Source organism: Pseudoruegeria sp. SK021, from assembly GCF_002119405.1.
Lineage (GTDB): Bacteria > Pseudomonadota > Alphaproteobacteria > Rhodobacterales > Rhodobacteraceae > Meridianimarinicoccus.
Genome location: NZ_MTBG01000024.1, coordinates 30,402 through 55,807, shown reverse-complemented (window position 1 = coordinate 55,807; position 25,406 = coordinate 30,402). Strand labels below are relative to the sequence as shown.

Sequence of the window (25,406 nt, the reverse complement as noted above, 5' to 3'; positions counted from 1 at the left end):
GAAATGGCGCAAACTCGACGGTCAAAATCGAATGCCTGAAATCATCCAGGGGATTGAGTTCCGCGACGGACTCCGCCAACTTCAAACAGCCGCCTGATCAGGCGTCACCAACTTTCGCCCATATCTCTGACGAGTTTTGACGTGTTGAAAGGCCGAATTAGAAGGGTTTTCGACCCGCTTTTGCATGATATTGCCCCGATGAGAACGACGCGGAAAATCAACCTTCGCGCGTCTTGACGTTCCGATCATTGCGCCATTGCCGCATTGTTCCTAAAATTTACCCAAATAACGTAACGTTATTTTGATTGTTTCCCGAGGTCATCTTACAAATTCACAAGGCTTTCCTAAATCAGGATTGGAAAGTCATTGAACATTTAAAATGCCTTTCCAAATTGAAGCGAGGTGCCAATGGGGGCCTCAGTTATCGTCACGTATTGAGCGTCCCGCAGGGGCGCTAACAAAAGGTTCTTCCACTATGTCTATTCGTAATTTTAGTGCCATGGCGCCGATCGCCGTCGCCGCCGCGCTGCTTGCAGCGTCCGTTGGCGGTGCCAGCGCCGCGACCTTGGCAGAATCCGATTACCCCGGCGGATCGTTTTCCCATAGTTTTGGATCGCCCAGCATAATTGGTGCGGGTTTCGATCAAATCAGCGGAACGGGCAGTCAGAACGTGCCTGACTTTCTGACCTTCTCATCCCTGAAGCCGGGCGCGCAGACCCTTACCCTAAGTTTTACAAACGTGGGCGACATCGTTGACTCCACTTCATCTGGTGTCTCTGTCTACCACAGTGAGACAGCTTTCCCGCATGGTTGGGCCGGCAATCTTCTTGGGACCGCGCAAATTGATGTGAGCACCCCGTCGGTCGCCAACCTTGTCTTGAATTTGGACGAGTCGTTCGCGGGCGTTCTGAACCTGGGGCTGTACTTCACGCATGGCGCATTGAACTACAACATCAGTGCCCAAGGCAACGCGGGCCTGCCGTTCCCGGAAGACACACCGGCCCCTGTGCCGCTGCCAGCCACCGCGCTTCTGCTCGGGTCCGTGCTTGGGCTTGGTGCGACAGTCGCACGCAAGCGCGTGGCCAAAAAGGCCTGAGGGCGCGATCCGGCGTCTGGATTGTCCTTAAAACAATTCAGATGCCGGACCTGTTTGCAGGCCTTTTCCAAATGAGGAAGCCGTATTAACGGCTTCTTCTGCGGCGCAGAAACGCCGCGCCCGCCAATGCCGAGGCCAGCAACGGCAACCCGGCAGGCAGCGGCACAGCCGCAACCGCAACCGGCGAAATGCGCATTGCGGCGGTTGTGAAGATATCCGTTGCCGCACCAAACGGGTCCGAGATCGCACCCGCGAACAAAAATTCAACCAAGATCACATCTCCGAACAGCGCCGCGGCCGATCCGGTGACATCGAAGGTGAACTGCAACGTATCCGTGCCGTCAAAGACATAGGTGTTGCTTTCCCCGTACAATGCTTCGCCAGTGTCGTCGTCGAGGCTGAAAACGAAGGCTGGATCGAATCCCGACACGCCGCCGCTCAGCAGCGCATAGACCGGGTTAAAGTCCGGGATGTCCGAGGTCGGGGCATAAGATTCTGCGAGAATGTCACCCGCATACAAAACGACCTCTGCGGCGTCGTCGGTGATCGTGGCGGCCTGTGCCGGTGCGAAGCTTGCTAGGACAAGTGCGGTGCAGATGGCAGGGACGGATGTCTGGAACATGTCAGAATGTCTTTTTGTTGAAGCGTGAAAGAACGGGCCGGGCGATGCATCCGCCCGGCCTGACGCGCGATTAGACGAAGATCAGGTCGTCAAAATTGTCGATGCCGGTCACGATGATCTGGTCATTGTCGTCGCCAACCCAGAGCATCACGCTGTGCGAGGTTTCCTGAACGCGGTTGATCGCTGCGTCGCCAAGATCGATCTGGTCCAAGCCTGCCTCGAAATCGGTGATCCGCGCCATGTCGCGGGCACCATTGCCAATCGCCGCGCTGAAATCGAACGTATCGGCGCCGCTGCCGCCCTCGGCACGATCCATTCGGCCACCGCCGAGCACAATCAGATCGTCGCCAGCAGTGCCGACCAGTTGGTCATTGCCGGCGCTGCCGTGAATCTCTGTTTGGAAATCGGTCGAGAGATCAACAATTGAGATGTTGTCGAAGCTGGCACCGGCGGCCCCCCACGACCAGACACCGGCGGCGCCACTGTCGATTTTCTGGGCGTCGATGTCATAGACCATCAGGTCATGGCCATCGATGGTCGCCGAAAACTTTCCGTCCACAAGGGTTGATTGCAGGGTAAAGGTGTCTCCGGGCGTATAGGTCATCGCCCCGCGCGACAGCATGGATTCATAGTTGTCGACGACTTCGACAAAGGTGAACAGGCCGACCCGCGCATCAATTTCCAACTTATAGTAATTGTTCTCATCGACGTAGTTCAGCATCATACCGACCGCGCCTGTCGGGGCGGTGATGTCGGCGGTGACGACATAGTCGGTCAGGTTGGTGTTGCCTTCCCACAGGGCGTAGCTGCCTTTGTGCAAGGCATAGGTGCCGTCGCCCAGCGGCGACCAGCCCCGGTCCCAGACATCGGCGGCACTGGCACCGTTCCATGTCAACTCGCGGCTATAGGCGCCAGAGGTTTCGGTCAGGGCACCGTCGATCACCTGCCAATTCGCCGGGCCACCGATTTCGGTGGTGTCGATGATGGTCCAGCCGTCATGGGTGCCATCTTCGAATTGATCCGCTGCAATCAGGCGATCGCCGGTGGCTAGGTTGACCGCCAGCGTGTCTTGCGCAGAGCCATCAAGGTTCAGCGTGAACATGTTGCGCCCAGAGGTGACAGTGGCCGCAGCCAGAAGCCCCGTGGCCGTGGTACCGGTGCCAGTCCACGTGGCCTCCGCGCTGCCAATGGGCAAGATCGAGGCCGCGCCGTTCAGCGTCACCTGTTCCTGCCCGTCGCCGTCCCAGTCAATGACCAGCATATCGCGCCCGGCATCGGCGGTCAGTTCGGGGGCCCGCACCACCACATCATCGAAGATCGAGCTGTGCTGCTGGGACGAATACAGCCCGATGGTTCCGCCGGTCAGCGGGGCCGCGTCGATCACTGCGCCGCCAAACAATGCGACGCCATCCAGCGTTGCCGTGATCCGCCCGCCGACATTGGTGACCTTCAGATCCTGCGTATCGTTGAACGTGTAGCCACCAGCCTCGTAGGCCAGAACCGTTGTGTCACCGCCTTCGACCCGCAGCAACTGCCTCGTGTTGGTCTGGTTGTCAAAGGTCAGCAGATAATGGGTCGTACTGTCGGTGTAGTTGAACACGACCCCCATAGTATCGTCATCCATCGACCGCATGGTGACTTCGAGGGTCAGATCGTCCCAGTCTTCGCCCGCCTTCAGGACCAGATTGTCGGCGTTGTTCGACATGTCAAAGAACGCGCCCTGCGGGTTTTCAACCGTGCCGTCTTCCACCCGCGCGCTGCCTTTGACGAAGAAGTCGCCGGTGCTGCTGTCTTCGGACAAGTCCAGTTCGCTGACCGCGCCAGACCCCAGACTTATTGTGTCTACCGCCCCGTCAAAGGACAACTGGATTGCGCCCGCAGCCTGTGTTCCGGACAGGGGTCCGCTCGTCGTGACGCCGCCCATTGCGGCCACTGTTCCAGCATCCAAAGCCTCGGGCGTGAAGGCAAAGGCCGACACGAACAGGTCGTTGGTTTCGTTGTTTTCATCGGTGAACAGCAGGAACCCGGTGTCGGCGTCAAGGGTCCAGCGGGTGCCTTCGGAGGCGTTGGCCTGAAGGGTCTGGGTGCCGATCAGGCTGCCGTTGAGATATTTGTTCACCACCTGTTTGTCGTCGGCGTCGATATCGACGGTCAGAACAATCCGGTTCCAAGTGTCATAGGGAATGTTGCCCTGATAGTTGCCGGAAATGCCAATCCCGGCACTGCCACCCTTATCCCTCAGGAAAAATTCACCATCGTCGGAATTGGTGACGCTTGTCTGCAACAGCCCGGTCCAAGCCCCCTGACCCGAGGGCAGATAAAGATCGAAGGCCAGCGTGTAACTGCCGACGGCGCCGGTCATATCGGGCTGGACCAAAATACCTTCGTCGCCATTCAGCGCACCCAGTTTCATCACCGGGGTGTCGCCGCTGCCAATGGCGGGCAAGCCATAGCTGGCATCGGTGCCAAAGGCGACTTTCTGAACTTGCGCATCGGTGGAGGCTTCGACCCAGCCATCGGCGATGCCATCGTTAAAGGTTTCAACCAGATAGACTTTGTCTGTCTCGACGATCACCCGAACGTCGTCTGAATGAACAACCCCGGCCGAGGTCGTGACCGTCAAGGTCAGATCATGGACCCCTGCGCCCAAATCGACATCGGCGGTCTCGCCAGTGGCGATAACCTCGTCGTCCTCATTGGTCCAAGTATAAGAGACGATATCATCCTGCGGGTTGGTGGTCTTTTCTGCCGACAGGTGAACCGTGGCCACATCTTGCCCCGGCGCGGCGCGGACGACCGTGTCTGCACCCGCATCTGCTTCGGCCAGCGCTTGGCGGTCGCCGAGATTGGCGTCATGGAATTCTTCCTGATGCCCGACATAATCGCCCGTCAGGCCATCACGGCTTTGCTCACTGCTGCCGCGCGATCCGACCAGATATTCGTCCAGTTCGGTGAAGTAGGTCTCGGTATAAATCGCGTCGTTTTCAGGATCGATGGTGACCAAGCGCACCGCGCCATTGCCGCCATTGCCGCCCTCATTCGTCTCAAGGGCGACGCCGTTCTGATAGTTCAGCAAGAACTGGTACACCGGCAGGCCGTAGTCGTTATAGGACACCACGGTTTCTGCGCCGTCGCCGAAGATGTGACCGCCAAAGGCGAACAGAACATTGGCGTGCGACGAGATCACCTCGCGCCAGATTTCCTCGCCATCCCACGTGCCTTCGGGGTCGTCACGGAGCCAGTAGTCATACCCGGCGCCTTCGCCTTCCAGCGGTCCGCCAAGCGGGTCGTGGCGGCCGTTGAAGTTGTTGTAGCTATGGGTCATCACCATGGCTTTGCGGTCGCCGAATTCGGTCAAAACCTCGTCGGCCCATCGCAGAACATCATCCCGGGGGCCGAATTCCAGATTGAGCGCGATCCATTCGGTGCCGTCCGCTGCCGTCCACAAATGATAGTTGTTGTCGTAGCGGTCGGGTTCCTGATCATAGACGCCGCCGAAGGACGGATCTTGGGACATATAAGAAATTGAGAACGCATCGTTGAAGTTGGATGTGTTGCGGATGTCACCGGCGCTGTTGACGATGTCGTGATTGCCTTGCACCACCGAAAAGCTGACACCGGCTTGGCGCAGAATGTCATAGGCCGCGCTGGCCGTATCGAACTGGCTGGTCGAGGACCACTGGCTGACATCGCCGACATTGGCGACAAAGTTGATGCCCTTGCTGGCGGCATTGTCGGCCAACCATTGGGTCATCCCGCCAAATGTATGCTCGATCCCGGGGTTCGAGGTGTAATCTTGGGTGTCGGGCAAGATGGCAATCGTATACGCACCTTCGCCGGCAACCCGGACCCGGACATTGTCTTCAACCGCGTCTCCAGCGGCGTTGGTGGCGGTGATGACCAAATCCGACAAGCCAAGTGCACTGAATGCCAAGGTCAGAACGCCGTCTTCGATGGACGCATCGACCGCATCGCCATTGGAATTGGTGACCGTGAAATCATGCGCGCCATCACCGAACACACTGGCCAGATCGACGATGAAGGGCGCATCGTTGCTGGTGACCAGCATGTCGCGAATGCCCGTCAGTGTGCCCGCGTCGGGCGCTGCCGTCGATGCGTCGATCACCTCGACCCCGCCGAAGCCAAATTCAACTGTCGGGGTGTAGCCGGAGAACCCGATCTGCGCGGTGCCTGCGATTTGCGCGAACGGCCCGTCAGCATCGACCGTGCCCAGATCTGCGATTTCTGACGCGGACAACGCGCGGGTTTGCAGGCCGAAATGCGCCAAATAGCCCGGCGCGGTTTCGCCATCATTGTCAGTCAGGATTTTAAAGCCGGTGGCGGCATCCAAGGTGAACCGGCTGGTGGGCACTGACTGCGTGCCCACTAGGTCACCATCGATAAACTTGGCCAGCGTCGAGGTGCCGTTGCCTTGATCACTGACCGTGATCGCGATGCGGGCCCACTCGTTTGATGGAACGGTGCCGGAATAGGTGCTGCTGATGCCAATACCGCTGCTGCCCTTGATGAACAGGTCCGCATCCGAGCTGTTGTCGGCCCCGATCTGCAACAAAGCCTGATACCCACCATCTGCGGCGGTATTGATGTCCCAGACCATGGTGAAATTTGTCAGATCTTCCGATCCGATCGGCAGGTCAAGATGGATGCCTTCTTCGTCGTCAAAGGCCGCGAACTTCAGAACCGGGACATCTCCATCCGGGAGGGGCGCGCCAAATTCAGCGGCATTGCCGATCGCGCTGTCGCCAATGGCGACCGAGGTCCGGTAATCTGATCCTTCAAGGGCCGCGCTGCCGGCCCCATAGCGGATATTGATGGTCTCGCTCTCGAACCCGATTTCCAGTGACGTTCCGGTCGGGTCTGCGGGAAAAATCCCCCCTGCCGTCGGCATGGGGGCGGCGGCCAATGCGTCGGCCACGTCCTCTGCCTTTAGCCCGCCTGCGGTGAAGAACGCCGAAGACAAATAGCCGGATGCCGTTTCGCCATTGTTATCGGTGAACAGACGCAAGCCCAAATCCGGGTCCACCGACCAGCGGTCTGTGACCCCCAATAGATGCTCTCCGACCAAGCTGCCGTTCGCATAGGTCCGCAACACAGTCTCGCCGCCCTCAATATTGACGCTGATCGCAAGACGCACCCAGTCATTATAAGGCAGTTCGCCAAAATACGCGCCGTTGGTGCCAATGCTGGCGCTGCCGCCCGAGGTTTTCAAGAACAGGTCCGCGTCGCCTGTGCCGGTTTGGATCAGCCCGGCATAGCCGCTGGCAGGCGCTGTCATGTAAACATCCATGACCAAGGCCCATTCGCGGATCGCGCCGTCGCTGTCGGGCAAAAGCTGGACCGATTGATCAGACGCCAACGCGTCAAATTCCAGCACCGAAATGTCGATCCCGTCAATGCCCTCGATCCCGAAGTCGCTGGCTTTGCCCAATGCGTGAGCGGAAAGTTCTAAAGGCATGTGCATCCCCAAAAATGACAGGCCAGCGCAAGGCGCGGCGCAAACACTGAAAACCGACGTGCCAGTCACAATTAGTTTGAACAAATCGTTTATCTGGGGGTGAAACATAGGAAAAATCTATGAATTACGCACAAATTCGGGCTTTCACCGTTGTCGGACAAGAGGGCAGTGTCAGCCGCGCTGCCGACTTGTTGGGGGTCTCACAGCCGACGGTCTCGCAACATATCAAGGCACTTGAACAGCGTCACGGCACCCGTTTGGTGGAAAAATCCGGCCGCGGCCTTGTCCTGACCGAGGCCGGGACAGAACTGTTGCATGTAACAAAAAAGCTAATGGCCGTCGCCGATGAGGTCGACACGGTGTTAAAAAAACGACCGCGTGTCGGGGACGGACGCCTGCGCATTGTCAGCGACTCGCCCTTGCTGGCAGTGCAGATCGTCTCTGAAATGTTGACATCACACCCGGATCTGGACGTCACGATTCGTAAAGACAGCGTTGCGGGCGTCGTTCCGGCGCTGCTGGATATGCGCGCCGATGTGGGCATAGCGGTTGATCCGCTGATCGGAAGTGCGCTGACCGTTCAGCCCATTCAGCGCGAGGAGTTGCATGCGGCATTGCCCGCCAGGAGCCCATTGGCCAAGCGGCCCGTGTTTGCGATGGACGCCGCCGAGGGCCAAACACTGATCATGCGCGAAAAAGGCTCGCGCACCCGGGCCTTGATCGAAAGGGCCTTGTCCTTAGGAAATGTGACCCCGGCCCGTATCATCGAAGTGGAAGGCGCCGAGGTGGTCCGCGAAGCGGTGGCGGCCAACATGGGGGTGTCGTTTTTCGCCTGCTCCGAATGCCCGCCCGATCCCCGGATCGTCTATCGCGACGTGTCGTTCGGTCATGGCCGCGTCGGGTTCGTGGAGAATGTCATCTTTCGTCAGGACCGTCGCCATGTCCCGGAAATTGCGGCGTTCATTGCGATTTCGCAAGCCATGCGCCAAAGGGTGGACTGAGTGGAACGACGTCATGGCATCGGCCGCTTTTCATTCAGTGCGCACTTCGTCCGGGGCACTTGGGCCTTGCCGCCAAGTCAGTCGCCCCTGTCCAAGCGCGCCGCCTGTCGCAATTGTCCGGGGGTTTTTCCCGTCCACCGGCGAACGGCACGGGACAGGCAGGCCGTATCGGCATAGCCAAGCTCAACCGAAAGCTCCTCAAACGAACCGTGACCTGTCGCGACCCTCTCCAAGGCCAGATCGCGGCGGGCAGCATCAAGGATCGCGCTGAAACTGGTGCCGGCCATGGACAAGGATCGTTGCAAGGATCGCAGCGACAATCCCGAGGCCAGCGCCAGATCGCGCGCCGTGGGCACCCCTTCGGACAGCATGGTTCCGATCAGATGACGGATCATGGGTTCCATGCCGCCCGCGTCGCTTAGCGGTTGGCGGATGTCCTCGGGCGTGTTGGGCGACATCCCGGCCGGAAGCTGAACCCGCAGGTCCAGCACCGCGTCCGACAGGTGCATGACCAGAACGCGTCCGCGCGCCGCGGTCATTCGATCACCGAACCAAGGCCGTAAATGGTCGATCCCGCAGCGGGGGTGGGCCGGAATTTCGAGGTGTTCAAACACCGGGTCGTGCGCACCTGCGCCAAGACAAAACAGCTGAACCAAGGCCGCCGTATATTGTTGCGATAGGTGCAACGCGTCCTGCTGGACCGGTATGTCATACGATACCAGCAGACGGCCGCCGCGCGGGGTTTTCTGCAACACAATGCGCTCATGCGTGCTAAAGGTCGGGTAGGTTTTGCAGACCCGCATCAGTCCGGCGCGGACGGTAGGACCCTCCATGGCGGCCCGGCCAAGCACCCCGAGTTCGGCGACGCTGTCTGGCGTGACGACTTTGCAGCCAAGATCGGGCAAGTCTTCCCGCGCTGCGACTTCGGCAAGGAAGGCCAGCGCGCTGACCAGAGGAATTGGAAGTTCAGGGTGATCCCAACTGACATAGGAAAGCTGGGTCGCACGCACACGGTTTTCCAACGGCCGCCCGTTCTCTTGTGACCATTTGACGAAGGGCGCAAGTGAACCCGCGCGGATCAAGGGGAAGGATTTGATGGCGTTTCTCCGGGGTAGCGTTCGTCGTGGCCGACAATGTCAGCTCTATTCACGATTTTGGCGCGCAAAGCAAAGGGGGCCGGACCGGATTGGTGATAGCAGGCCTACAAAACGTGTCCCGCGCGCGGCCGATACTTGTCTGATTGAGGTAAATTCACCCAAGCAGGCGCATCGTGAGTGGGGCATACTGCAAAGATCGCAGCATTTTCGCCCCAATGGGACTGGCAGATGACGACCCGAAGTTTCCCCGGCTCCATGCGTGCCGCTGCGTTCCTGCCTTTCCTGCACGGCGCAGCTTCGTCTGTCGTTTTGCGCCATCGGATTGTGGCACGCCCGACCCCCGCTGCCGCGAAAATATCCCCAATTCCGGAAAAATGGCCGTCTAGGCAATTGGTTGACCTGCGCTTGCGTTGCGCCCAAAAGCCAGAATCCGTGCCATATACCAGATCGACGCCTGTCGCCCGCAAGCCGGACGACAGGCACCTATTCCGCACTAACATGAACAAGGAAGACTGATGAAACCACGCGCGATACACCACACGTTGGGCTGCGCCCTGCTCGGGGCAGCGATGGGCGTTGCCCTGCCAGCGTCGGCGCAGGATGCGAAACCCAATATCGTGTTCATCCTTGTCGACAATGTCGGCTATGGGGATTTCGGCGTTTACGGCGGAACCACGGCAACGCCGCGGATCGACGAATTGGCCAGCGAAGGCATCCGCTTTACGAACTATAATGTCGAAGTGCAGTGCACGCCATCGCGCTCGGCCATCATGACGGGCCGCCATCCGGTACGTTCGGGGACCTATTCGGTGTTGCCGCCCCCCGGAGGCGCGTCGGGAATGGTGCCATGGGAATACACCATTGCCGAGTTGCTGTCCGATGCCGGTTACGCCACCGCGCTTTACGGCAAGTGGCACTTGGGCAATGAGCAAGGCCGCCTGCCCAACGATCAGGGCTTTGACGAATGGTGGGGCATCCCAAACAGCTGGGACCAGTCCGGCTTCACCAGCTATCCGATGTACAATCTTCTGGCGAAAGAAATCCTCGCCGAGGAAAAGAAGACCGAGCTTTTGAACGTTCCGCCGCATGTGTTGGAAGGTAAGAAGGGTGAGCCGTCCAAGCCCGCGATGGATCTGGACATGAAAATCCGCCCGGTCATCGACGCCGATTACCTCATTCCGAAGACAGTCGCGTTCATCAAAGAACAGGCAGAGGCCGAAAAGCCGTTCTTCGTCTATCTGGGCTACTCGGAAATGCACCCGCCGATCCAGTGTAACCCGGCCTTTGTCGGCACCTCGCCCGAGCGCGGTGGGATGTATGCCGACTGTATCGCCGAGATGGACTACCGGGTTGGTCAGGTGCTGGATGGCATCAAGGACGCTGGCATTGAAGACAATACCATCGTGGTCTTCAGCAGCGACAACGCCACCGGCGGCCTTTCCGGCGGCGCCGGCGCGAATGGCGGCTCAAACGGTCCGTTCCGCGGCGATTTCTTCTACACCCCGTTTGAAGGCAGCATGCGCGTGCCCGCCATCGTGCGGTGGCCCGGCAAGTTTGCCGAAGGTCAGGTAACGGAAGAAATGTTCGCAGCCGTGGATTGGATGCCAACACTCGCATCTCTGGTTGGCGAGTCGAAACTGGTCCCCACCGACCGGCCGATCGACGGCAAGGATGCGGCGGACTTCCTGTTGGGCAAAAGCAAGACCACTGGCCGCGAGGACTATATGTTCTTCGGTACCGATGGCGAGCTGATGTCGGTCAAATGGCGCTACTACAAGATGATCAAGCGCATGACCGCTGGCCCGGCTCTGGACGCCATCGATCAGGCTTATATCGAGCCGCAGCTGCCGCTGTTCTTCGATCTGTCCAGCGATCCGCATGAAGATTTCAACCTGTGGACCACGACACTGACCATGGCTTGGCTGTTTGATCCGATGCTCCATGTCATCGGTGCCTTCGATGAGAGCGTGAAAAAGTACCCGAACATCCCAGCCGGGGCACGGGACTTCAAAGGCTAAACCCAGTAGTCATCCATTCCGGCCTTCCGCCGCCGAACATTCCATGCAGGCGGCCCCCGCGATCCGGTGTGACAGACGCCCGACGCGGCGCGGCAAAGCCGTAGGTTCACGTTTTCGGAGGGTCGCAGCCCACCGGTACCGCTCGACAACCGCGTCGAGGCTTGACTTTGCCTCATTGGTTAGCATACTAACTGTTAGTATGGACACCTACACATCTCAGATGCATCTTCTGCTGCACGCGGCCGACCTGATCGAAGACCGGCTGCGGCAAAGCCTGTCTGCGATTGGCATGCGGCCGCGACAGGCGCGGATACTGGATGCCTTGGACCGCATGGGCAGTGCATCGCAGGCGGATCTAGCGCGTGCCTTTGACATCACGCCCGCAAGTATGAGTACGATGACTGCACGCTTGATCGAGGCAGGGCTGATCTCACGCGAAGTCCATCCTTCCGAAGCGCGCAGCAATGTCCTTCGCCTGAGTGCGCATGGCCGGGGCTTGCTGTCCGAAATCCACGCCGTATGGCGCGATGTTGATCTGCTGATCGACGACACAATCGGGGCTGAAAATGCCCGAACCCTTGCCGCCTTGACCCGATCCTTGCGCGACGGACTGGGCGGATACGCTCCGGGCCGCGACCCGGTCACCTCGGGCCCGGCATCGGACAAACCTTATGGCGACAACTGGAACCCTGACGGCTCACCCGAACGAGGCACCTCATGACACAGACACGTTTATACGGCACAGCCGCGGCTTCAGTCGTGATCGCGGCTCTTGCGTTGACGGCCCCGGCATTCATTGACCGGCTGTCCGCCAATGCGCAGGATACGGCCGCTGCCAGCGGGGGCAGTGTCGATACCGCATCGGCCGTGGCCGCCGCTGACTGGAGCGATAACGTAACCATCACGGTTGATGAGGCCGCAAACACGTTCCGCTTTCAATCGGATGGCGTGCCGACGCACGGGTTCGCGGCCCAATATCTTGTGCCCAACAATCCGAATGAGCAGCCGTTCGCGGGCAAACCGTCCAGTGCGTTCACCGTGGTCAATTCGGCAGAGTTTTTTAAGCAGTCTGATGTCGATACGACCATTACGACGCGCCCGATCTATGTGGACGACGTAACCAATACATCGCTGGGCCGCATTGGGGTCGCGCTGAGCGGCGCCCAGATTTTCAACGATTACGAGAATATGGAACGTTCGGTCGTCGCACTGGATGATCAGGTAATCCATGATCACGTCCCGTTTCTGGATCAGTGCAACGGACATACTTTGGCCGATGGCACCAACTATCATTACCATGGCGTTCCGGTTTGCATCACCGACGGGTTGGACAGCGACGCAGCCCATTCTGTCATGATCGGCGTTCTGGAGGATGGCTTTCCGGTCTACGGCAATCATGGGCAGGGCGGGGCGATCGTCACGAATGCGGATTTGGACGCGTGCAGCGGCCATTTCGGCGTCACGCCAGAGTTCCCGGGCGGGATTTACCATTACCACCTGACCGCCGACGAAGCGCCCTATATGATCGACTGCTATCACGGTGAGATCGAAAATTTCGGACCCCAAGGCGGGATGGGACCAGATTTTGCCGCCATCGCAGAGACGCTGGGCGTCAGCACGGACGATTTGCGGCAGGCACTGGGCGATTCCATGCCGCCGGATTTCGACGCCGCCGCCATGACCCTCGGGATCAATGCGGATGATCTTCGGGCGGCAATGCCCGGACCGCCGCAGTAGAGGCTGCGCGAATGGAGAAAATTACCTATATCGTGATTGGCGGAGCTGTGGGCGTGGTGCTGACTGTTGGTCTTTACGCCTTCACCCCGATGGGCGCAGCGGTGATGCCTGCAATGGAGGCAGGGTCATTGGATGGGACGATGGCGATGTCCGAAATGTCCCCGATGCATCAGCATCCTTTGCGACCGGTCTCAGCAGAGGCGCCGGTTCCTAGCGTGACCCATCTGATGTTTCCCGATGCGATGGTCGGATATAACGTCCAGATCCTGCCCCGGAACTTTGACTTTACCCCCGCCGCCATCAATCGTGCGGCGCAGGACAATCAAGGCCATGCGCATATCTACGTCAACGGGGTGAAAATCGCGCGGGTCTATTCTGAGTGGTCACATTTGCCGTCCCATTTTCTGAAACCGGGCGAGAATACCGTGACTGTAACGTTGAACGCGAATGACCATAGTGAATGGGCGGCCAATGGGGCGGTCATTTCATCCACGGTGGTGGTCACACGCGCCGAATAAAGCGCCGAACTGGCCGTTGAAGGCATGGGCCTCTGCCATCGTGGGTCGCGCCTGAAGGGTCGGTCGCGTCCCAAGCGTGGCTCGGAACGCATACTTTTTGCTGGATCGTGCGCCCCTGACCTACTTCGGCTGCGGCGCTTGATAGCCTTCCAGCGTCATCTTCGGTGACAAGGCATCTGGGGACACCTGAAGTTCCAAGATCGCGGGGCGGCCTGCGGCACGGGCCTCGGCAAAAGCGTCGGCGAAATCTTCGTCCCGGGTGACCGTGGCCCCGAACGCGCCATAGGCTTGGGCAAGGGCGGCGAAATCCGGGTTGACCATTCGGGTTGCAGAGGGCCGCCCGGGATAGTGCCGCTGTTGATGCATCCGGATCGTGCCATACATGCCGTTATTCGAGATCAGCACAATGATGTTGGCGCCATATTCGCAGGCCACGCCGAATTCCTGTGATACCATCTGAAAGCAGCCATCCCCGGCAAGACAGATGCTGTCACGTTCGGGAAAGCGCAGCTTGGCAGCGATGGCAGCGGGCAGGCCATAGCCCATGCTGCCGCTGGTCGGGGCCAGTTGGGTGCGCCAGCCGCGATAGCGGTAATAACGGTGCAGCCACGCCGAGTAATTGCCCGCGCCATTTGTCAGGATGGCATCGTCAGGCAAGACGTCATTCAGATGGGTGATCACCCGCTCCATGCGCAGATCGCCGGGCGTGTCTTGCGGCACTTGCCAGGCCTGATACGCGGCACGTGCGTCGGTTAGCGCCGTTGCACGTGCCGTGTTCGTCGACGGGCTAACCCGGCTTGCCAATTGCTGAATGAAGGCACCCGGCTGGGCCACCACCGCCAGATCGGGCCGGTAGACCCGGCCAAGCTCAGAGGGGTCGGGGTAGACATGGATCAGCGATTGCTTGGAAACCGGCGGGGTCAGCAGGGTATAGCCGCTGGTGGTCATTTCACCAAGGCGGGTGCCAAGGGCGAGGATGACATCCGCATTGCGCACCCGTTCGGCCAGCGCCGGGTTGATGCCAATGCCAATGTCGCCAACGTAACAGGCATGACGGTTGTCGAGAAAATCCTGACACCGGAACGATGCGCCGACGGGAAGGTTTGCGGCCGTGGCGAAATCGCCAAGCGCCGTCGCGGCTTCGGTCGACCAGCCCGATCCGCCCACGATCACCAAGGGTCGTTCGGCGGCAGCCAACCGGTCCAGCACCGCGGTCACATCGCTGTCCGGGGCTTGTCCTGACGGCAGGTTCGCCGCTGGGACCACGGCCGCGTCGCTGTGCGAGGACAGCATGTCTTCGGGCAGTGCCAGAACCACTGGTCCGGGCCGACCGGATTGGGCAATGTGGAAAGCATGGCTGACATATTCGGGCAGCCGGTCCAGACGATCAATTTCTCCGACCCATTTCGCCAAGGGGCCGAACATGGCGCGGTAATCGACCTCTTGAAAGGCTTCGCGGTCGCGCTGATCACTGGCCACCTGTCCAATGAACAAGATCATCGGCGTGCTGTCCTGAAACGCCACATGCACACCGCCTGAGGCGTTGGTGGCGCCGGGGCCGCGGGTCACAAAGGCAATGCCGGGGCGTCCGGTCAGCTTGCCATCGGCTTCGGCCATCATCGCCGCGCCGCCCTCATTCCGGGTGACGACCGTCTCGATATCGGAATCGTAAAGCCCATCCAGCGCGGCCAGATAGCTTTCGCCCGGGACGCAGAATACCCGCTCGACCCCTTGCGCCTTCAGCGCATCAATCAGGATTTTCCCCCCATGGCGGGACGCTGCGGCAGAGGGGGTCGACGTGGCCGGATCGGCGATGGAATGATGGGTCATCTGGTCCTCATAAGAAATCTTCGCGGGCCGCAAGGCGTTGCGCGGCGCATTCGAATCGGTGGCGTGTGGCAAGGCGCGCAGCTTCGGGATCTTGGCGGCGCAGGGCGTCGCGTACCGCCTGATGCTCGTCGAGAATGTCCTTGCCGAACTCTGACATGGCGGCATTCTTCAGAAAGGCCGACCGCAGGTTGTTCTGGATATTGGCCTCGATCATGCCAATGACGTCGACGTAATATTCGTTGGCAGAGGCTTCGGCGATGCGGCGGTAAAAGGCCAATTCAGCATCGACCCGGCCTTCCAGTGCAACCTCGGGGCCCTCGGCGTCGGCGGCTTGCATCCGCGCGAACAGCCCGTCGATCTCATCCATTTGTTCGGGGGTGCGCACTTCGGCTGCAAGGGCCGATGCCCCGGCCTGCACTCCGGTTCTAAGCTGAAGCAACTGGATGATCTTCTTGCGTTTTTCAAAGCAACCTGGGCTGATCCGAAAGGCTGATCGGGTGCCGTTTGGGGTGATGAAGGCGCCGACGCCGCGGCGAGAATCGACCACGCCGTCGTATTTCAGCAAGGAAATGGCCTCGCGGATGACGGTCCGGGCGACACCGAACCGTTCTGACAACGCATGTTCCGTTGGCAAGCGGTCGCCGGGTTGCAACTGCCCACCTTCGATCGCGCTGATGATCGCGGTTGCGACTTCATCAGGTAGCCGGCGTGGCCGGTCGATCTTGTCGAACAGGTCCGAGTTTCCCGTCATTTCACTAGTCTCCTTTGGTGCAGGTTACGCCGCGGAGGCCGACTGCACCAGTTCCTGCATCGGGAATAAACGAAAAACAGTTGTCTTACAATCAGCCATATGATTTATGACGATCAACGGGAGGAGTACATGATGTCTGCACTACGAATTGGCTTTGTCGGTCTTGGCGGAATGGGGCGCGGTCTGGTCAAGAACCTGTGCGCGAAAGGCTTCGATGTCGTCGTCACCGACTTGGATTCGGCCAAGGTTGCCGATGCGGTGTCCTTGGGCGCACGTCAGGGCGGAACGCCGTCCGAGATCGCGGCGCAATCGGATGTTTTTGTCGTTTGCGTGACCACGGCCGAAGCAGTTCAGGCGTTGTCGCTGGGGGCAGGGGGCGCATTGGCGGCGCTGCCGGATGATGCAGTCTTTTTGGATCACACCACGGTCTCGACTGACCATGTCGATCTGATGCGGGACGCCTGCGCGGCACGCGGGATCGCCTATGCCGAAGCGCCGATGACCCGCACACCAGCCCATGCCGACCGGGGCGAGGTCAATGTCTTGTTCGGCGGCGAAGAGGCTTTGCTCGAACGCTTGCGCCCAGTGTTCGACGCCTATGCCGAAAACGTGTTCCACGTCGGTCCTGCGGGCCATGCGATCCGCCTGAAGCTGATTCACAACTACATCGCCTTCGCGAATGTTGCGGCATGGTGCGAAGGCTTCGCGTTGGCCGCCCATGAGGGGCTGGATATGTCCAAGGTCATCGGCATCATTTCGGCGGCGGGCGGCAAGTCCGGGATGATGGACCTCTATGGTGAGATGACCCTGCGCCGGGATTTCACCCCGCATATGTCACTGTCCAACGCGCAAAAAGACGTGCGCTATTACGCCGAATGGTTGGAGCGCGCCGGGTTGCCGGGGTTCATGGCGCAGTCGATCAACCAGACCTATGCGCTGGCATCGATCATGGGGCATGGCGACGAAAGCTGCACGGCGATCATCAAGGCCTATGAAGAACTGACCGGTGTGGAGGCCACGCTGGAGGAGGCGCGCCCCTAGGTTCGCAGATACGCCACATCACTATCGACTGATCAGGGAGGAACGATCATGAGACTGCACCACCTTCTATGCGGCGCTGCCGTATTTGCCTTCGCGGGGACGGCCTACGCGCAGGACGTGACGCTGAAGTTTGGCCATTTCGCGGCTGAAACCCATCCGGGCCATCTTGCCGCCGTGCAATTTGCCGAAAACGTCGCCGAGCGGACCAATGGCGACATCGTGGTTGAGCTGTTCCCGGCCAACCAGCTTGGCTCGCCGCCAGAGCAACTGGAGCAGACGGTTCTGGGCGCGCTCGATATGAACTTGCCGACCCAAGGCGGTCTGGACAAATACGAAAAAGCCTTTGGCACCGTTATGACCCCCTTCGCCTTCGACAGCTACGAGCAGGCGCATCAGGTTCTGGACGGACCGTTTCAGGACTGGGCCGCGCCCAAACTGGAAGAGCAAGGCTTGGTCATGCTGTCCAACTGGGAATATGGCTTTCGCAACATCACCAACAATGTCCGCCCGATTTTGACGCCCGAAGACGTCAACGGTCTGAAACTGCGCACGCCGCCTGAGTTGCAGATTGTTGCGGCAATGGAAGGGCTGGGAGCGTCGACCACACAGATCGCGTTCACCGAACTGCCGAACGCGCTGAATCAGGGCGTTGTCGATGGCCAGGAAAACCCGATCGGGGTGATCTATCACTTCAAACTGAACGAGTTTCAGGAAAACTTGGCCCTTACGCGCCACGTTTATAACTCGATGGTGCATGTCATCAACAAGGATGTCTGGGACGGTCTGACCGACGAACAGCAGACCATTCTGCGCGAGGAAAGCCAAGCGTCGGCCCAGATGATGCGCGCGGCTGTCATGGCACAAGAGCAAGAAGAAATTGCGGCTCTTGCTGCGGCTGGCATGGTTGTGACCGAGCCCGATCTTGCGCCTTTCGTGGCGATGATGGGACCGGCGCGGCAGCGGGTGGCAGACTATTCCGGCCAAGAAAATATGGATAAATTCCTGTCCTTCCTCGAATAAGGGACGCGGGTCTGGATCGCTCCAAACGATTGGGGCGGTCCGGATCCACGCAGTCAGATGACAACTTTTCTCATTCTGGCCGTTTTGGTGCTGTTTATCGCCATCGGTCTGCCTATCGCGGTGGCCCTCGGCCTGACGGCTGTCGGCTTCTACGCGTTTCAAGGTGATTTCCGCATCCTTGCGATGCTGCCACAGCGGATGTTCTCGGCGACGACCGGATTCACGCTGTTGGCGATCCCATTCTTTATTCTGGCCGGAAACCTGATGAATACCGGTGGCATTACCCACCGAATATTCCGCTTTGCCGATGCCTGCGTCGGCCATATTCGCGGCGGGTTGGGTCAGGTTAACGTTCTGGCCTCGCTGTTCTTTTCCGGTATGTCCGGCGCGGCAGTGGCCGATGCGGCCGGCTTGGGTCAGGTCGAACTGAAGGCAATGGCCGAACGGGATTACGATCCCGATTTTTCGGCTGCGATCACGGCGGCATCGTCCACAATCGGTCCGGTATTCCCGCCCTCAATTCCGTTCGTGCTGTATTCCTCCATTACCGGCGTGTCCGTGGCCAAGCTGTTCTTGGCCGGGGTGTTGCCCGGTCTTTTGATGGCGCTGGCCTTGATGGGTGCGGTCTATATCATGGCGCTGCGGCACAAGATGCCCCGACGCGATCACATCGACTGGCCCGAGATCGGGCGCAGCTTTATGGACAGCGCTTTGTCGCTGATGACCCCGGTCATTATCATCGCGGGCATTTTTGGCGGCATCGTCACGCCGACCGAAGCGGGCGTGTTGGCCAGTGCCTATGCGCTGGTGCTGTCGATGCTGGTCTATCGTGAGATCAAGCCGCGCGATCTGCCCAAGATCATCTGGGATACGCTGGAACACACCATTCGCGTGATGTTCGTCATCGCCGCTGCGGGCTTCTTCGGATGGCTGCTGATCCAGCAACGCATCCCGAACCAGCTTGTGGCGCAATTGATGGGGCTGTCGGACAATCCGGCCATCATCATGGCGATCATCGTCGCCATTCTACTGGTGCTGGGCATGTTCCTTGAAGGCATCGCCGTCATCGTCCTGACCGTGCCGTTGTTCTTGCCGGTGATCACCCAGATCGGCGTCGATCCGATCCAGTTCGGGGTGATCATGATCATGTGTTCCATGGTGGGTCTGCTGACGCCGCCGGTGGGCATGGTGTTGTTCGCGGTCTCATCCATCGCGAACATGACGGTGGGCCGCTTGTCCCGGGCGTTGATGCCTTACCTGCTGGGACTGGTTCTGGTGCTGCTGGCAGTGATCATCTTTCCGGCGATCTCGACATGGCTGCCAACCTTGGTGATGGGCGAATGAGCGCGCTGGATCGCCTGATCGGGCAGGCCCTCAGAGGGATTGCGACCCTCTGCCTTGTGGCATTGTTCCTGCTGCTGCTGGCAAACGTGGTGGCGCGCGGGTTTCAATTGGCGGGGTTCGCGTGGCTGGACGAGGTCGTGCAAGGCCTGTTCGCTTGGATGGTCTTTTCGGGCGCTGCTGCACTGTGGCGTGAGAACGATCACTTCCGGGTGGATTGGCTGGAACTGCGCATGGGCACCCAACGCTCTGCGGCCATCCTTGGCGCGATCCTGTCGCTGCTGTCACTGGCATTCTTCTTTGCTATGACGTGGTATGGCTGGGATTTGACCGACCGCAGCCGCGCGGTGACACCCATCCTCGGCTTTCCCACCGCCGCCTTCTATATCGCCATCCCGATTTTCGGGGCAGTGATGACCGGCTATACCCTGCATGCACTGTTTAAGTGCCTACAGACCTTGTTTACCTCGACCCAACCGGAGACCCCCCATGATCTATGACCACCGCACCTATACCTGCCGCCCCGGCACCATCAAAAAGCACATGAAGCTTTATGAAGATCACGGTTGGGTGCCGCAAAGCCGGCATCTGGGTCAGCCTGCCGTCTACGGCGCGGTCGAAACCGGCGACGTCAATTCCTACGTTCATATCTGGGTGTACGAGGATGCTGCCGACCGCGCGGCCAAGCGCGCCGCGATGGCGGCCGATCCTGAGTGGCAGGCCTATCTGGGAAAAAGCGCCGAGGCGGGATACCTCGTCAAACAGGTGAACACGATCCTGACCCCGGCCAGCTTCGTTAAGGCCTAAGCTTGTAAAAACTCGGTCCGGAGGGTGCGCCGCGCGCAGCCCCCCGGCCCCCCGGCGCCCCTGATCTGCGGGTCAGGAGCCGCCGTTAATCCCCATTGATTGCAGATAGCGTTTCACACCGCGCGCGGCTTGCCGGATCCGGTGTTCGTTCTCGACCATGGCGATGCGGACAAACCCTTCGCCGTTTTCGCCATAGCCCACCCCTGCGGCCACGGCGACCTTGGCTTGGGTCAAAAGCTGCTTGGAAAACTCCAGACTGCCCAGATGCGCCAGCGCAGGTGGGATCGGTGCCCAAGCAAACATCGATGCGGGCGGCGACGGGATGGTCCAACCGGCCCGTCCGAAGCTTTCAATCAACACATCGCGGCGCCGGTGATACACCTTGCGGTTGGCCTCGACGATGTCTTGCGGCCCATTTAACGCGGCACAGGCTGCGGCTTGAATCGGGGTGAAGGCACCGTAATCCAGATAGGATTTCACCCGCGTCATCGCCGCGATCAGCGTCGGGTTGCCAACGGCAAACCCAATCCGCCAGCCCGCCATGCTGTAGGTTTTGCTGAGCGAGGTGAACTCAATCGCGACGTCCTTCGCACCCTCGACTTCTAGGATCGAGACCGTCGGCTTTCCGTCATAATACAGTTCGGAATAGGCCAGATCACTGATGATCCACAGGCCCTCGGCCTTGGCGAATTCCACAACGCGCTCGTAGAACGCCTTGTCGACGGTTTCCGCCGTTGGGTTGGACGGATAGTTCATCACCAGAATTTTCGGGCGCGGCACGGTAAAGGCCATCGCCCGGCGCAGGCTGTCGAAATAGGCCTCATCCGGGGTGGTCGGCACACTGCGGATTGCGGCGCCGGCGATGATAAACCCAAAGGTGTGAATCGGGTAGGACGGGTTCGGTGCCAATACCACATCGCCGGGTTCGGTGATTGCGGTGGCAAGGCTGGCCAGCCCTTCTTTGGAGCCCAGTGTGACCACCACTTCGCGGTCCGGGTCCAGTTCAACGCCGAAGCGGCGCTTGTAGTAATCCGCCTGTGCCCGGCGCAGACCGGGGATGCCCTTGGATTGCGAATAGCCATGGGCCGAGGGCTTACGCGCCACTTCGATCAGTTTTTCGATCACGTGATCGGCGGGCGGCAGATCCGGGTTGCCCATGCCGAGGTCGATCACATCCTCTCCGGCCGCGCGTGCCGCCGCCCGCATGGCGTTGGTTTCGGCGATGACGTAAGGGGGCAGGCGCTTCATGCGATAAAATTGTTCGGACATGGATTTCTCAAGGGTTGACGGAACAGGGCGACGTCATGCGAATGCATGTGCGCGTGACCATGGTCCATGCGACCGATACGTGCAACAGGAACCCTGCATGCTGCCGCTGCCCAAAAGAGTGGTCCGGTTGCTTCTGGGCGCTGCGCGCGCCGCATTGCGGAGGTGCCGGATCTTATGGCCGCGACATGGGACAACATGCGTCGGAAACCGGCGATAGCATTTCTCGATAGCTGCCACAGGCAAGCGGTATTGGCCCGGCGCAGCGATGGCCGCAATGGTATCGGAAAATGGGTGCCATGTTAAAAGGAAACGCGATGACGCCAAACGCAAAACAGACCACGGCGCTTGGGCCTTTAAAGTCACTGGCCACACAGCCCACTGAGGCCTGCCCGCCCGAGGCGTTGGATCTTGCGCGGGTGTCGCTGCTGGACTGGCTTGCATGCGGGATGGCCGGCGCAAGCGAGCCGGTGGCGCAGAAGATGCGCCGCTTCGCAGCCGCCGAGACGACCACAGGACCCGGCGCGTCGATGTTTGGCGGCGGCACTGCGGCGGCACGGATGGCGGCGATGGTCAACGGCACCATCTCGCATGCGTTGGATTATGACGACACCCATTTCGCCCATGTGGGGCATTTGTCGGTTGGGATTTATCCCGCCGCCCTTGCGGTCGCTGAGGCCTCGGACCAGTCGGCAGACGCGTTGCTGTCGGGGTTTCTTATGGGGGCCGAATGCGCCGTCCATATCGGGATGATGCTGGGAACGGCGCATTATAACCGGGGATTTCACCAAACCGCCACCGCTGGCGCCTTTGGGGCCACCGTGGCGGCAGGGCGCATTCTGGGGCTCAGCCGTGACGAGATGCAGGTGGCCCTAAGCCTCTGTGCCACCCGCGCCTCTGGATTGAAAAGTCAGTTCGGCACCATGGGAAAGCCGCTGAACGCGGGCATCGCGGCGTCCAACGGCGTCGAGGCCGCCTTGCTGGCGCAACTGGGCCTAAGTGCGGCAGAAGACGGCGTTTTTGGCCCTCAGGGCTTTGTCGACACCCATGTCGATCAGCCAAATGACTGGCCGGTTGCGTCGCCCCGCATGCGCTTTATGGACAATCTGTACAAGTTCCATGCCTGCTGTCACGGGTTGCATGCGATGATCGAGGGCTTGCGCGGGATCGCGGCTGATGTGGACCCTACACTGGTCGACAGCGTTCAGGTGCGCACCAATCCGCGCTGGCTGCGGGTTTGCGACCTAAAGGCGCCGCGCACTGGGCTAGAGGTAAAGTTCAGTTATGCGTGGCTGGCCGGGATGGTGTTGGCGGGGTTGGAAACCGGTGACGAGGGGCTTTATACGGACGCTTTGGCCCAAGACCCGGCCCTCACCGCCCTTGCGGCCCGTGTCGAGGTGATCGGGGACGCGTCGCTGACCGACCAGCAGGTGGTCGGCACGGTGCGCTTGCGCAATGGGACCGACCTTGCCTTTCACCATGACCTGAACGCCCCCGCCGCGCCGTCCGAGCTTATGACGCGGGTGACGGCGAAGGCGGACACGGTTCTGGGGGCGCGGGCCAATCCGTTGGTGGCATTGATGGCCAAAATTGCCGACGCGCCAAGCGCGGTCTCGGCCCGGGAAATCGGCGCGCTGATCCGCGGCTGACGCCCGGCCCTCACACCAGACTGGCCTCCCAGATGCCGCGTTGCACCAGTTCGCGCGCGACATCGAGGGTGACCTGTTCAACGGCGCGGCAGGCGCGGTTCATCACCCGCGCCGGGTTGGTGACAAGATACACCGGACGCATCATCGTCGGAGCGATGATGCGAGCGCGCAATAGCTCGCCCCGGCTGACATAATCCTGCGCGGCAACCGGCGCGAAGATCGTATAGCCCGAGCCGCGCGCGACCAGTTCCTTAATCTGGGTCATCGCATCCATTTCAACCACGACGTTCAGCTGAACCCCGTGCGCGCTGCAAAACTGCTCGATCGTGGCGCGCAGCCCGTTCGACGGCAGGATCATGTCGAGGGCTTGCAAATCCGCCAGGGGCACCGGTGTTCCCGGCGGGGTGTCCAGCGGCCACGCATCCGGCGCCGAATAGAAATACAGCTCTTCGTCCATCACATGCGTCGCCCTAAGATGCCCGGCATCGGTCAGGTCATAGAGAAACCCGATGTCGACAGTGCCATCTTCAATCCAAGTCTTGAGATAGCCGCTCATGGCTTCAATGGCGCGCAGGCGGACGTCCGGAAATTCCAGCCGGACAGTTTCTGCCATGGGGACCGACATCACCATCGAACAGGACGGCGGCATGCCAAAGCTGACACGGCCCTGCACGACACTGCCCAATTCGCGCATATCCGACACACAGCGGTCGAGGCTGTCACAGATCCGCCGCGCGTGTTCGACCAAGACGTGGCCTTCCTGCGTCAGCAGGGTGCCACGGGGTGAGCGGTCCATCAATTTGACGCCCAGTTCTTCTTCCATCCGCTGAACATGCTGCGACAGCGAGGGCTGGGCGACACCGATGATATGCGCCGCAGCGGAAATCGACGGCGCGTCCGCGATGGCGAGGAAATAGCGCAACTGGCGGATATCGATCATCTTTGGACCTCTTGAAAGCGGGGGGCGCTAGTCAAATTCGATCACCTGCCGGATCGCGGTCCCGCGATCGAGTTGGTCCATGGCGCGGTTGATATCGGCCAGTTTCAAGCGGTGGGTCAACATCTTCTCGACCGGCAGCTTTCCTTGCGCATAAAGCGCGAACATCCGTGGCAGATCGCGGGTTGGGACGCAGGAGCCAATGTAACTGCCCTTCAAAGTGCGCTCTTCGGCAACAAGTTGCAGGGCGTTCAGCGACATGCGGGCGTCCGGGTGCGGCAGGCCGGCGGTGACGGTCGTGCCGCCGCGACAGGTGCATCTCCAAGCGGTTTCTAGCGCTAGGGTGGACCCGGCCAGTTCAATCGCCACATCGACACCGCCGCCGGTGGCATCGCGCACCGCCTCGACGGTATGCGCATCGGCTTTAATCGTGCGGGTGGCCCCCATGTCGAGGGCGGTTTGCATCTTGGCCTCAAAGGGGTCGATGGCGATGATTTCACCGGCGCCTGCAGCGACAGCGCCCAAGATCGCCGACAGACCAACGCCGCCAAGACCGATCACCGCAACCTTGGACCCCGGCGCGACGCGAGCGGTATTAAAGACGGCGCCAGCCCCGGTCAGCATGGCGCAAGAGAACAGCGCCGAGATGTGCGGTGGAATATCGGCCTCGACCTTCACCAAAGATTGACGGGCCAGAACAGCATGACTGGCAAAGGCCGAGACGCCGACATGGTGATGCACCGGTGCCCCATCCATCGACAGGCGGCGGTGCCCGGTCATCAATTCGCCGACACTGTGATGTTTGGCAGCACGGGTGCAAAGCGCGGGACGCCCTTCGGCGCACGGCAGGCAATGGCCGCAGCCCGGGGCGAAAATGCAAACCACGTGGTCGCCGGGGGCAAGGTCATCAACGCCCGCGCCAACCTCTTCGACAAAGCCGGACGCTTCGTGACCCAGCACCATTGGCACCGGGCGCGGGCGGGTCCCGTTGATCACCGACAGATCGGAATGGCACACGCCGGCCGCAGCAATGCGGATCAGCACCTCGCCCGGGCCGGGGGGCGCCAGATCAACTTCGCGCACCGTCAACGCATTGGATGTCTCGAAATTCCCTTCGACACCTCCGTGCAAAAGCACAGCAGCTTCGATCTTCATTATGGTCTCCTCCCAAAAGGCCAGTGGCGTGTCCTGCCCTGAAG

General features: G+C 60.4%; 20 protein-coding genes. 12 read left to right on the top strand and 8 right to left on the bottom strand.

Translation table 11 applies throughout. The features are described 5' to 3' along the window. Positions 1-475: 475 nt before the first annotated feature. The gene (locus BV911_RS13850; protein WP_139840093.1) at positions 476-1,096 is read left to right on the top strand and encodes a hypothetical protein; all 621 of its coding nucleotides are present in this window, start codon (positions 476-478) and stop codon (positions 1,094-1,096) included. Between the two features lie 85 nt (positions 1,097-1,181). Here BV911_RS13850 and BV911_RS13845 read toward each other — a convergent pair whose 3' ends face one another. Next, a complete protein-coding gene (locus BV911_RS13845; RefSeq protein ID WP_086054217.1) occupies positions 1,182-1,718 on the bottom strand; it encodes a VPLPA-CTERM sorting domain-containing protein in 537 nt (178 codons plus the stop codon). Positions 1,719-1,788: 70 nt separating this feature from the next. Further along, positions 1,789-7,194 (bottom strand): LamG-like jellyroll fold domain-containing protein, encoded by a 5,406-nt coding sequence (locus BV911_RS13840; RefSeq protein ID WP_168184083.1) that lies wholly within the window; start codon positions 7,192-7,194, stop codon positions 1,789-1,791. 119 nt (positions 7,195-7,313) lie between these two features. Here BV911_RS13840 and BV911_RS13835 point away from each other — a divergent pair, with 119 nt between their 5' ends. After that, complete coding sequence (locus BV911_RS13835) at positions 7,314-8,195, top strand: LysR family transcriptional regulator (protein ID WP_086054215.1); 882 nt, start codon at positions 7,314-7,316, stop codon at positions 8,193-8,195. Positions 8,196-8,272: 77 nt separating this feature from the next. Here the strand turns inward: BV911_RS13835 and BV911_RS13830 are convergent, their stop codons facing one another. Next, a complete protein-coding gene (locus tag BV911_RS13830; protein ID WP_139840092.1) occupies positions 8,273-9,205 on the bottom strand; it encodes an AraC family transcriptional regulator in 933 nt (310 codons plus the stop codon). Between the two features lie 602 nt (positions 9,206-9,807). Here BV911_RS13830 and BV911_RS13825 point away from each other — a divergent pair. From BV911_RS13825 to BV911_RS13810, 4 genes are all read left to right on the top strand, one after another. Continuing rightward, positions 9,808-11,310 carry an arylsulfatase gene (locus BV911_RS13825; protein WP_086054213.1) on the top strand — a complete coding sequence of 501 codons (1,503 nt, stop codon included), beginning with the start codon at positions 9,808-9,810 and terminating at the stop codon, positions 11,308-11,310. A 199-nt stretch (positions 11,311-11,509) separates the two neighbouring features. After that, complete coding sequence (locus tag BV911_RS13820) at positions 11,510-12,031, top strand: MarR family winged helix-turn-helix transcriptional regulator (protein WP_168184082.1); 522 nt, start codon at positions 11,510-11,512, stop codon at positions 12,029-12,031. Then, positions 12,028-13,047 carry a YHYH protein gene (locus BV911_RS13815; protein ID WP_086054211.1) on the top strand — a complete coding sequence of 340 codons (1,020 nt, stop codon included), beginning with the start codon at positions 12,028-12,030 and terminating at the stop codon, positions 13,045-13,047. Before BV911_RS13820 ends, BV911_RS13815 begins: the two co-directional genes overlap by 4 nt. Before the next feature lie 11 nt (positions 13,048-13,058). Beyond that, positions 13,059-13,565 carry a hypothetical protein gene (locus BV911_RS13810; RefSeq protein ID WP_086054210.1) on the top strand — a complete coding sequence of 169 codons (507 nt, stop codon included), beginning with the start codon at positions 13,059-13,061 and terminating at the stop codon, positions 13,563-13,565. Between the two features lie 120 nt (positions 13,566-13,685). On the opposite strand, the gene BV911_RS13805 is transcribed toward BV911_RS13810, so the two are convergent. Together BV911_RS13805 and BV911_RS13800 are read right to left on the bottom strand one after the other, a co-directional pair. Beyond that, positions 13,686-15,395: a thiamine pyrophosphate-binding protein gene (locus tag BV911_RS13805; protein WP_086054209.1), complete on the bottom strand. Its 1,710-nt coding sequence runs from the start codon at positions 15,393-15,395 to the stop codon at positions 13,686-13,688. A 7-nt stretch (positions 15,396-15,402) separates the two neighbouring features. Further along, positions 15,403-16,146 carry a FadR/GntR family transcriptional regulator gene (locus BV911_RS13800; RefSeq protein WP_086054208.1) on the bottom strand — a complete coding sequence of 248 codons (744 nt, stop codon included), beginning with the start codon at positions 16,144-16,146 and terminating at the stop codon, positions 15,403-15,405. A gap of 129 nt (positions 16,147-16,275) precedes the next feature. On the opposite strand from BV911_RS13800, the gene BV911_RS13795 reads away from it, so the two are divergent. Genes BV911_RS13795 through BV911_RS13775 form a run of 5 tightly spaced genes read left to right on the top strand, consistent with a single transcriptional unit; the run spans position 16,276 to position 20,355 of the window. Next, a complete protein-coding gene (locus BV911_RS13795; protein WP_205963860.1) occupies positions 16,276-17,187 on the top strand; it encodes an NAD(P)-dependent oxidoreductase in 912 nt (303 codons plus the stop codon). Between the two features lie 48 nt (positions 17,188-17,235). After that, positions 17,236-18,207 (top strand): TRAP transporter substrate-binding protein, encoded by a 972-nt coding sequence (locus BV911_RS13790; protein WP_086054206.1) that lies wholly within the window; start codon positions 17,236-17,238, stop codon positions 18,205-18,207. A gap of 57 nt (positions 18,208-18,264) precedes the next feature. Further along, entirely contained in the window at positions 18,265-19,551 is a 1,287-nt protein-coding gene (locus tag BV911_RS13785) for a TRAP transporter large permease (protein WP_086054205.1), read from the top strand. Next, the gene (locus tag BV911_RS13780; protein ID WP_168184080.1) at positions 19,548-20,048 is read left to right on the top strand and encodes a TRAP transporter small permease; all 501 of its coding nucleotides are present in this window, start codon (positions 19,548-19,550) and stop codon (positions 20,046-20,048) included. The genes BV911_RS13785 and BV911_RS13780 overlap by 4 nt, the downstream gene beginning before the upstream one ends. Beyond that, positions 20,038-20,355 (top strand): NIPSNAP family protein, encoded by a 318-nt coding sequence (locus BV911_RS13775; protein WP_086054203.1) that lies wholly within the window; start codon positions 20,038-20,040, stop codon positions 20,353-20,355. Before BV911_RS13780 ends, BV911_RS13775 begins: the two co-directional genes overlap by 11 nt. A 72-nt stretch (positions 20,356-20,427) precedes the next feature. On the opposite strand, the gene BV911_RS13770 is transcribed toward BV911_RS13775, so the two are convergent. Next, positions 20,428-21,624, bottom strand: a complete 1,197-nt coding sequence (locus BV911_RS13770; RefSeq protein ID WP_086054202.1) for an LL-diaminopimelate aminotransferase — start codon at positions 21,622-21,624, stop codon at positions 20,428-20,430. Between the two features lie 314 nt (positions 21,625-21,938). On the opposite strand from BV911_RS13770, the gene BV911_RS13765 reads away from it, so the two are divergent. Further along, positions 21,939-23,270, top strand: a complete 1,332-nt coding sequence (locus BV911_RS13765) for an MmgE/PrpD family protein (RefSeq protein ID WP_168184079.1) — start codon at positions 21,939-21,941, stop codon at positions 23,268-23,270. A gap of 10 nt (positions 23,271-23,280) precedes the next feature. Here the strand turns inward: BV911_RS13765 and BV911_RS13760 are convergent, their stop codons facing one another. Together BV911_RS13760 and BV911_RS13755 are read right to left on the bottom strand one after the other, a co-directional pair. Further along, positions 23,281-24,210 (bottom strand): LysR family transcriptional regulator, encoded by a 930-nt coding sequence (locus tag BV911_RS13760; protein ID WP_086054200.1) that lies wholly within the window; start codon positions 24,208-24,210, stop codon positions 23,281-23,283. Positions 24,211-24,237: 27 nt separating this feature from the next. Further along, positions 24,238-25,362 (bottom strand): zinc-dependent alcohol dehydrogenase family protein, encoded by a 1,125-nt coding sequence (locus tag BV911_RS13755; RefSeq protein WP_086054199.1) that lies wholly within the window; start codon positions 25,360-25,362, stop codon positions 24,238-24,240. Positions 25,363-25,406: the final 44 nt, after the last annotated feature.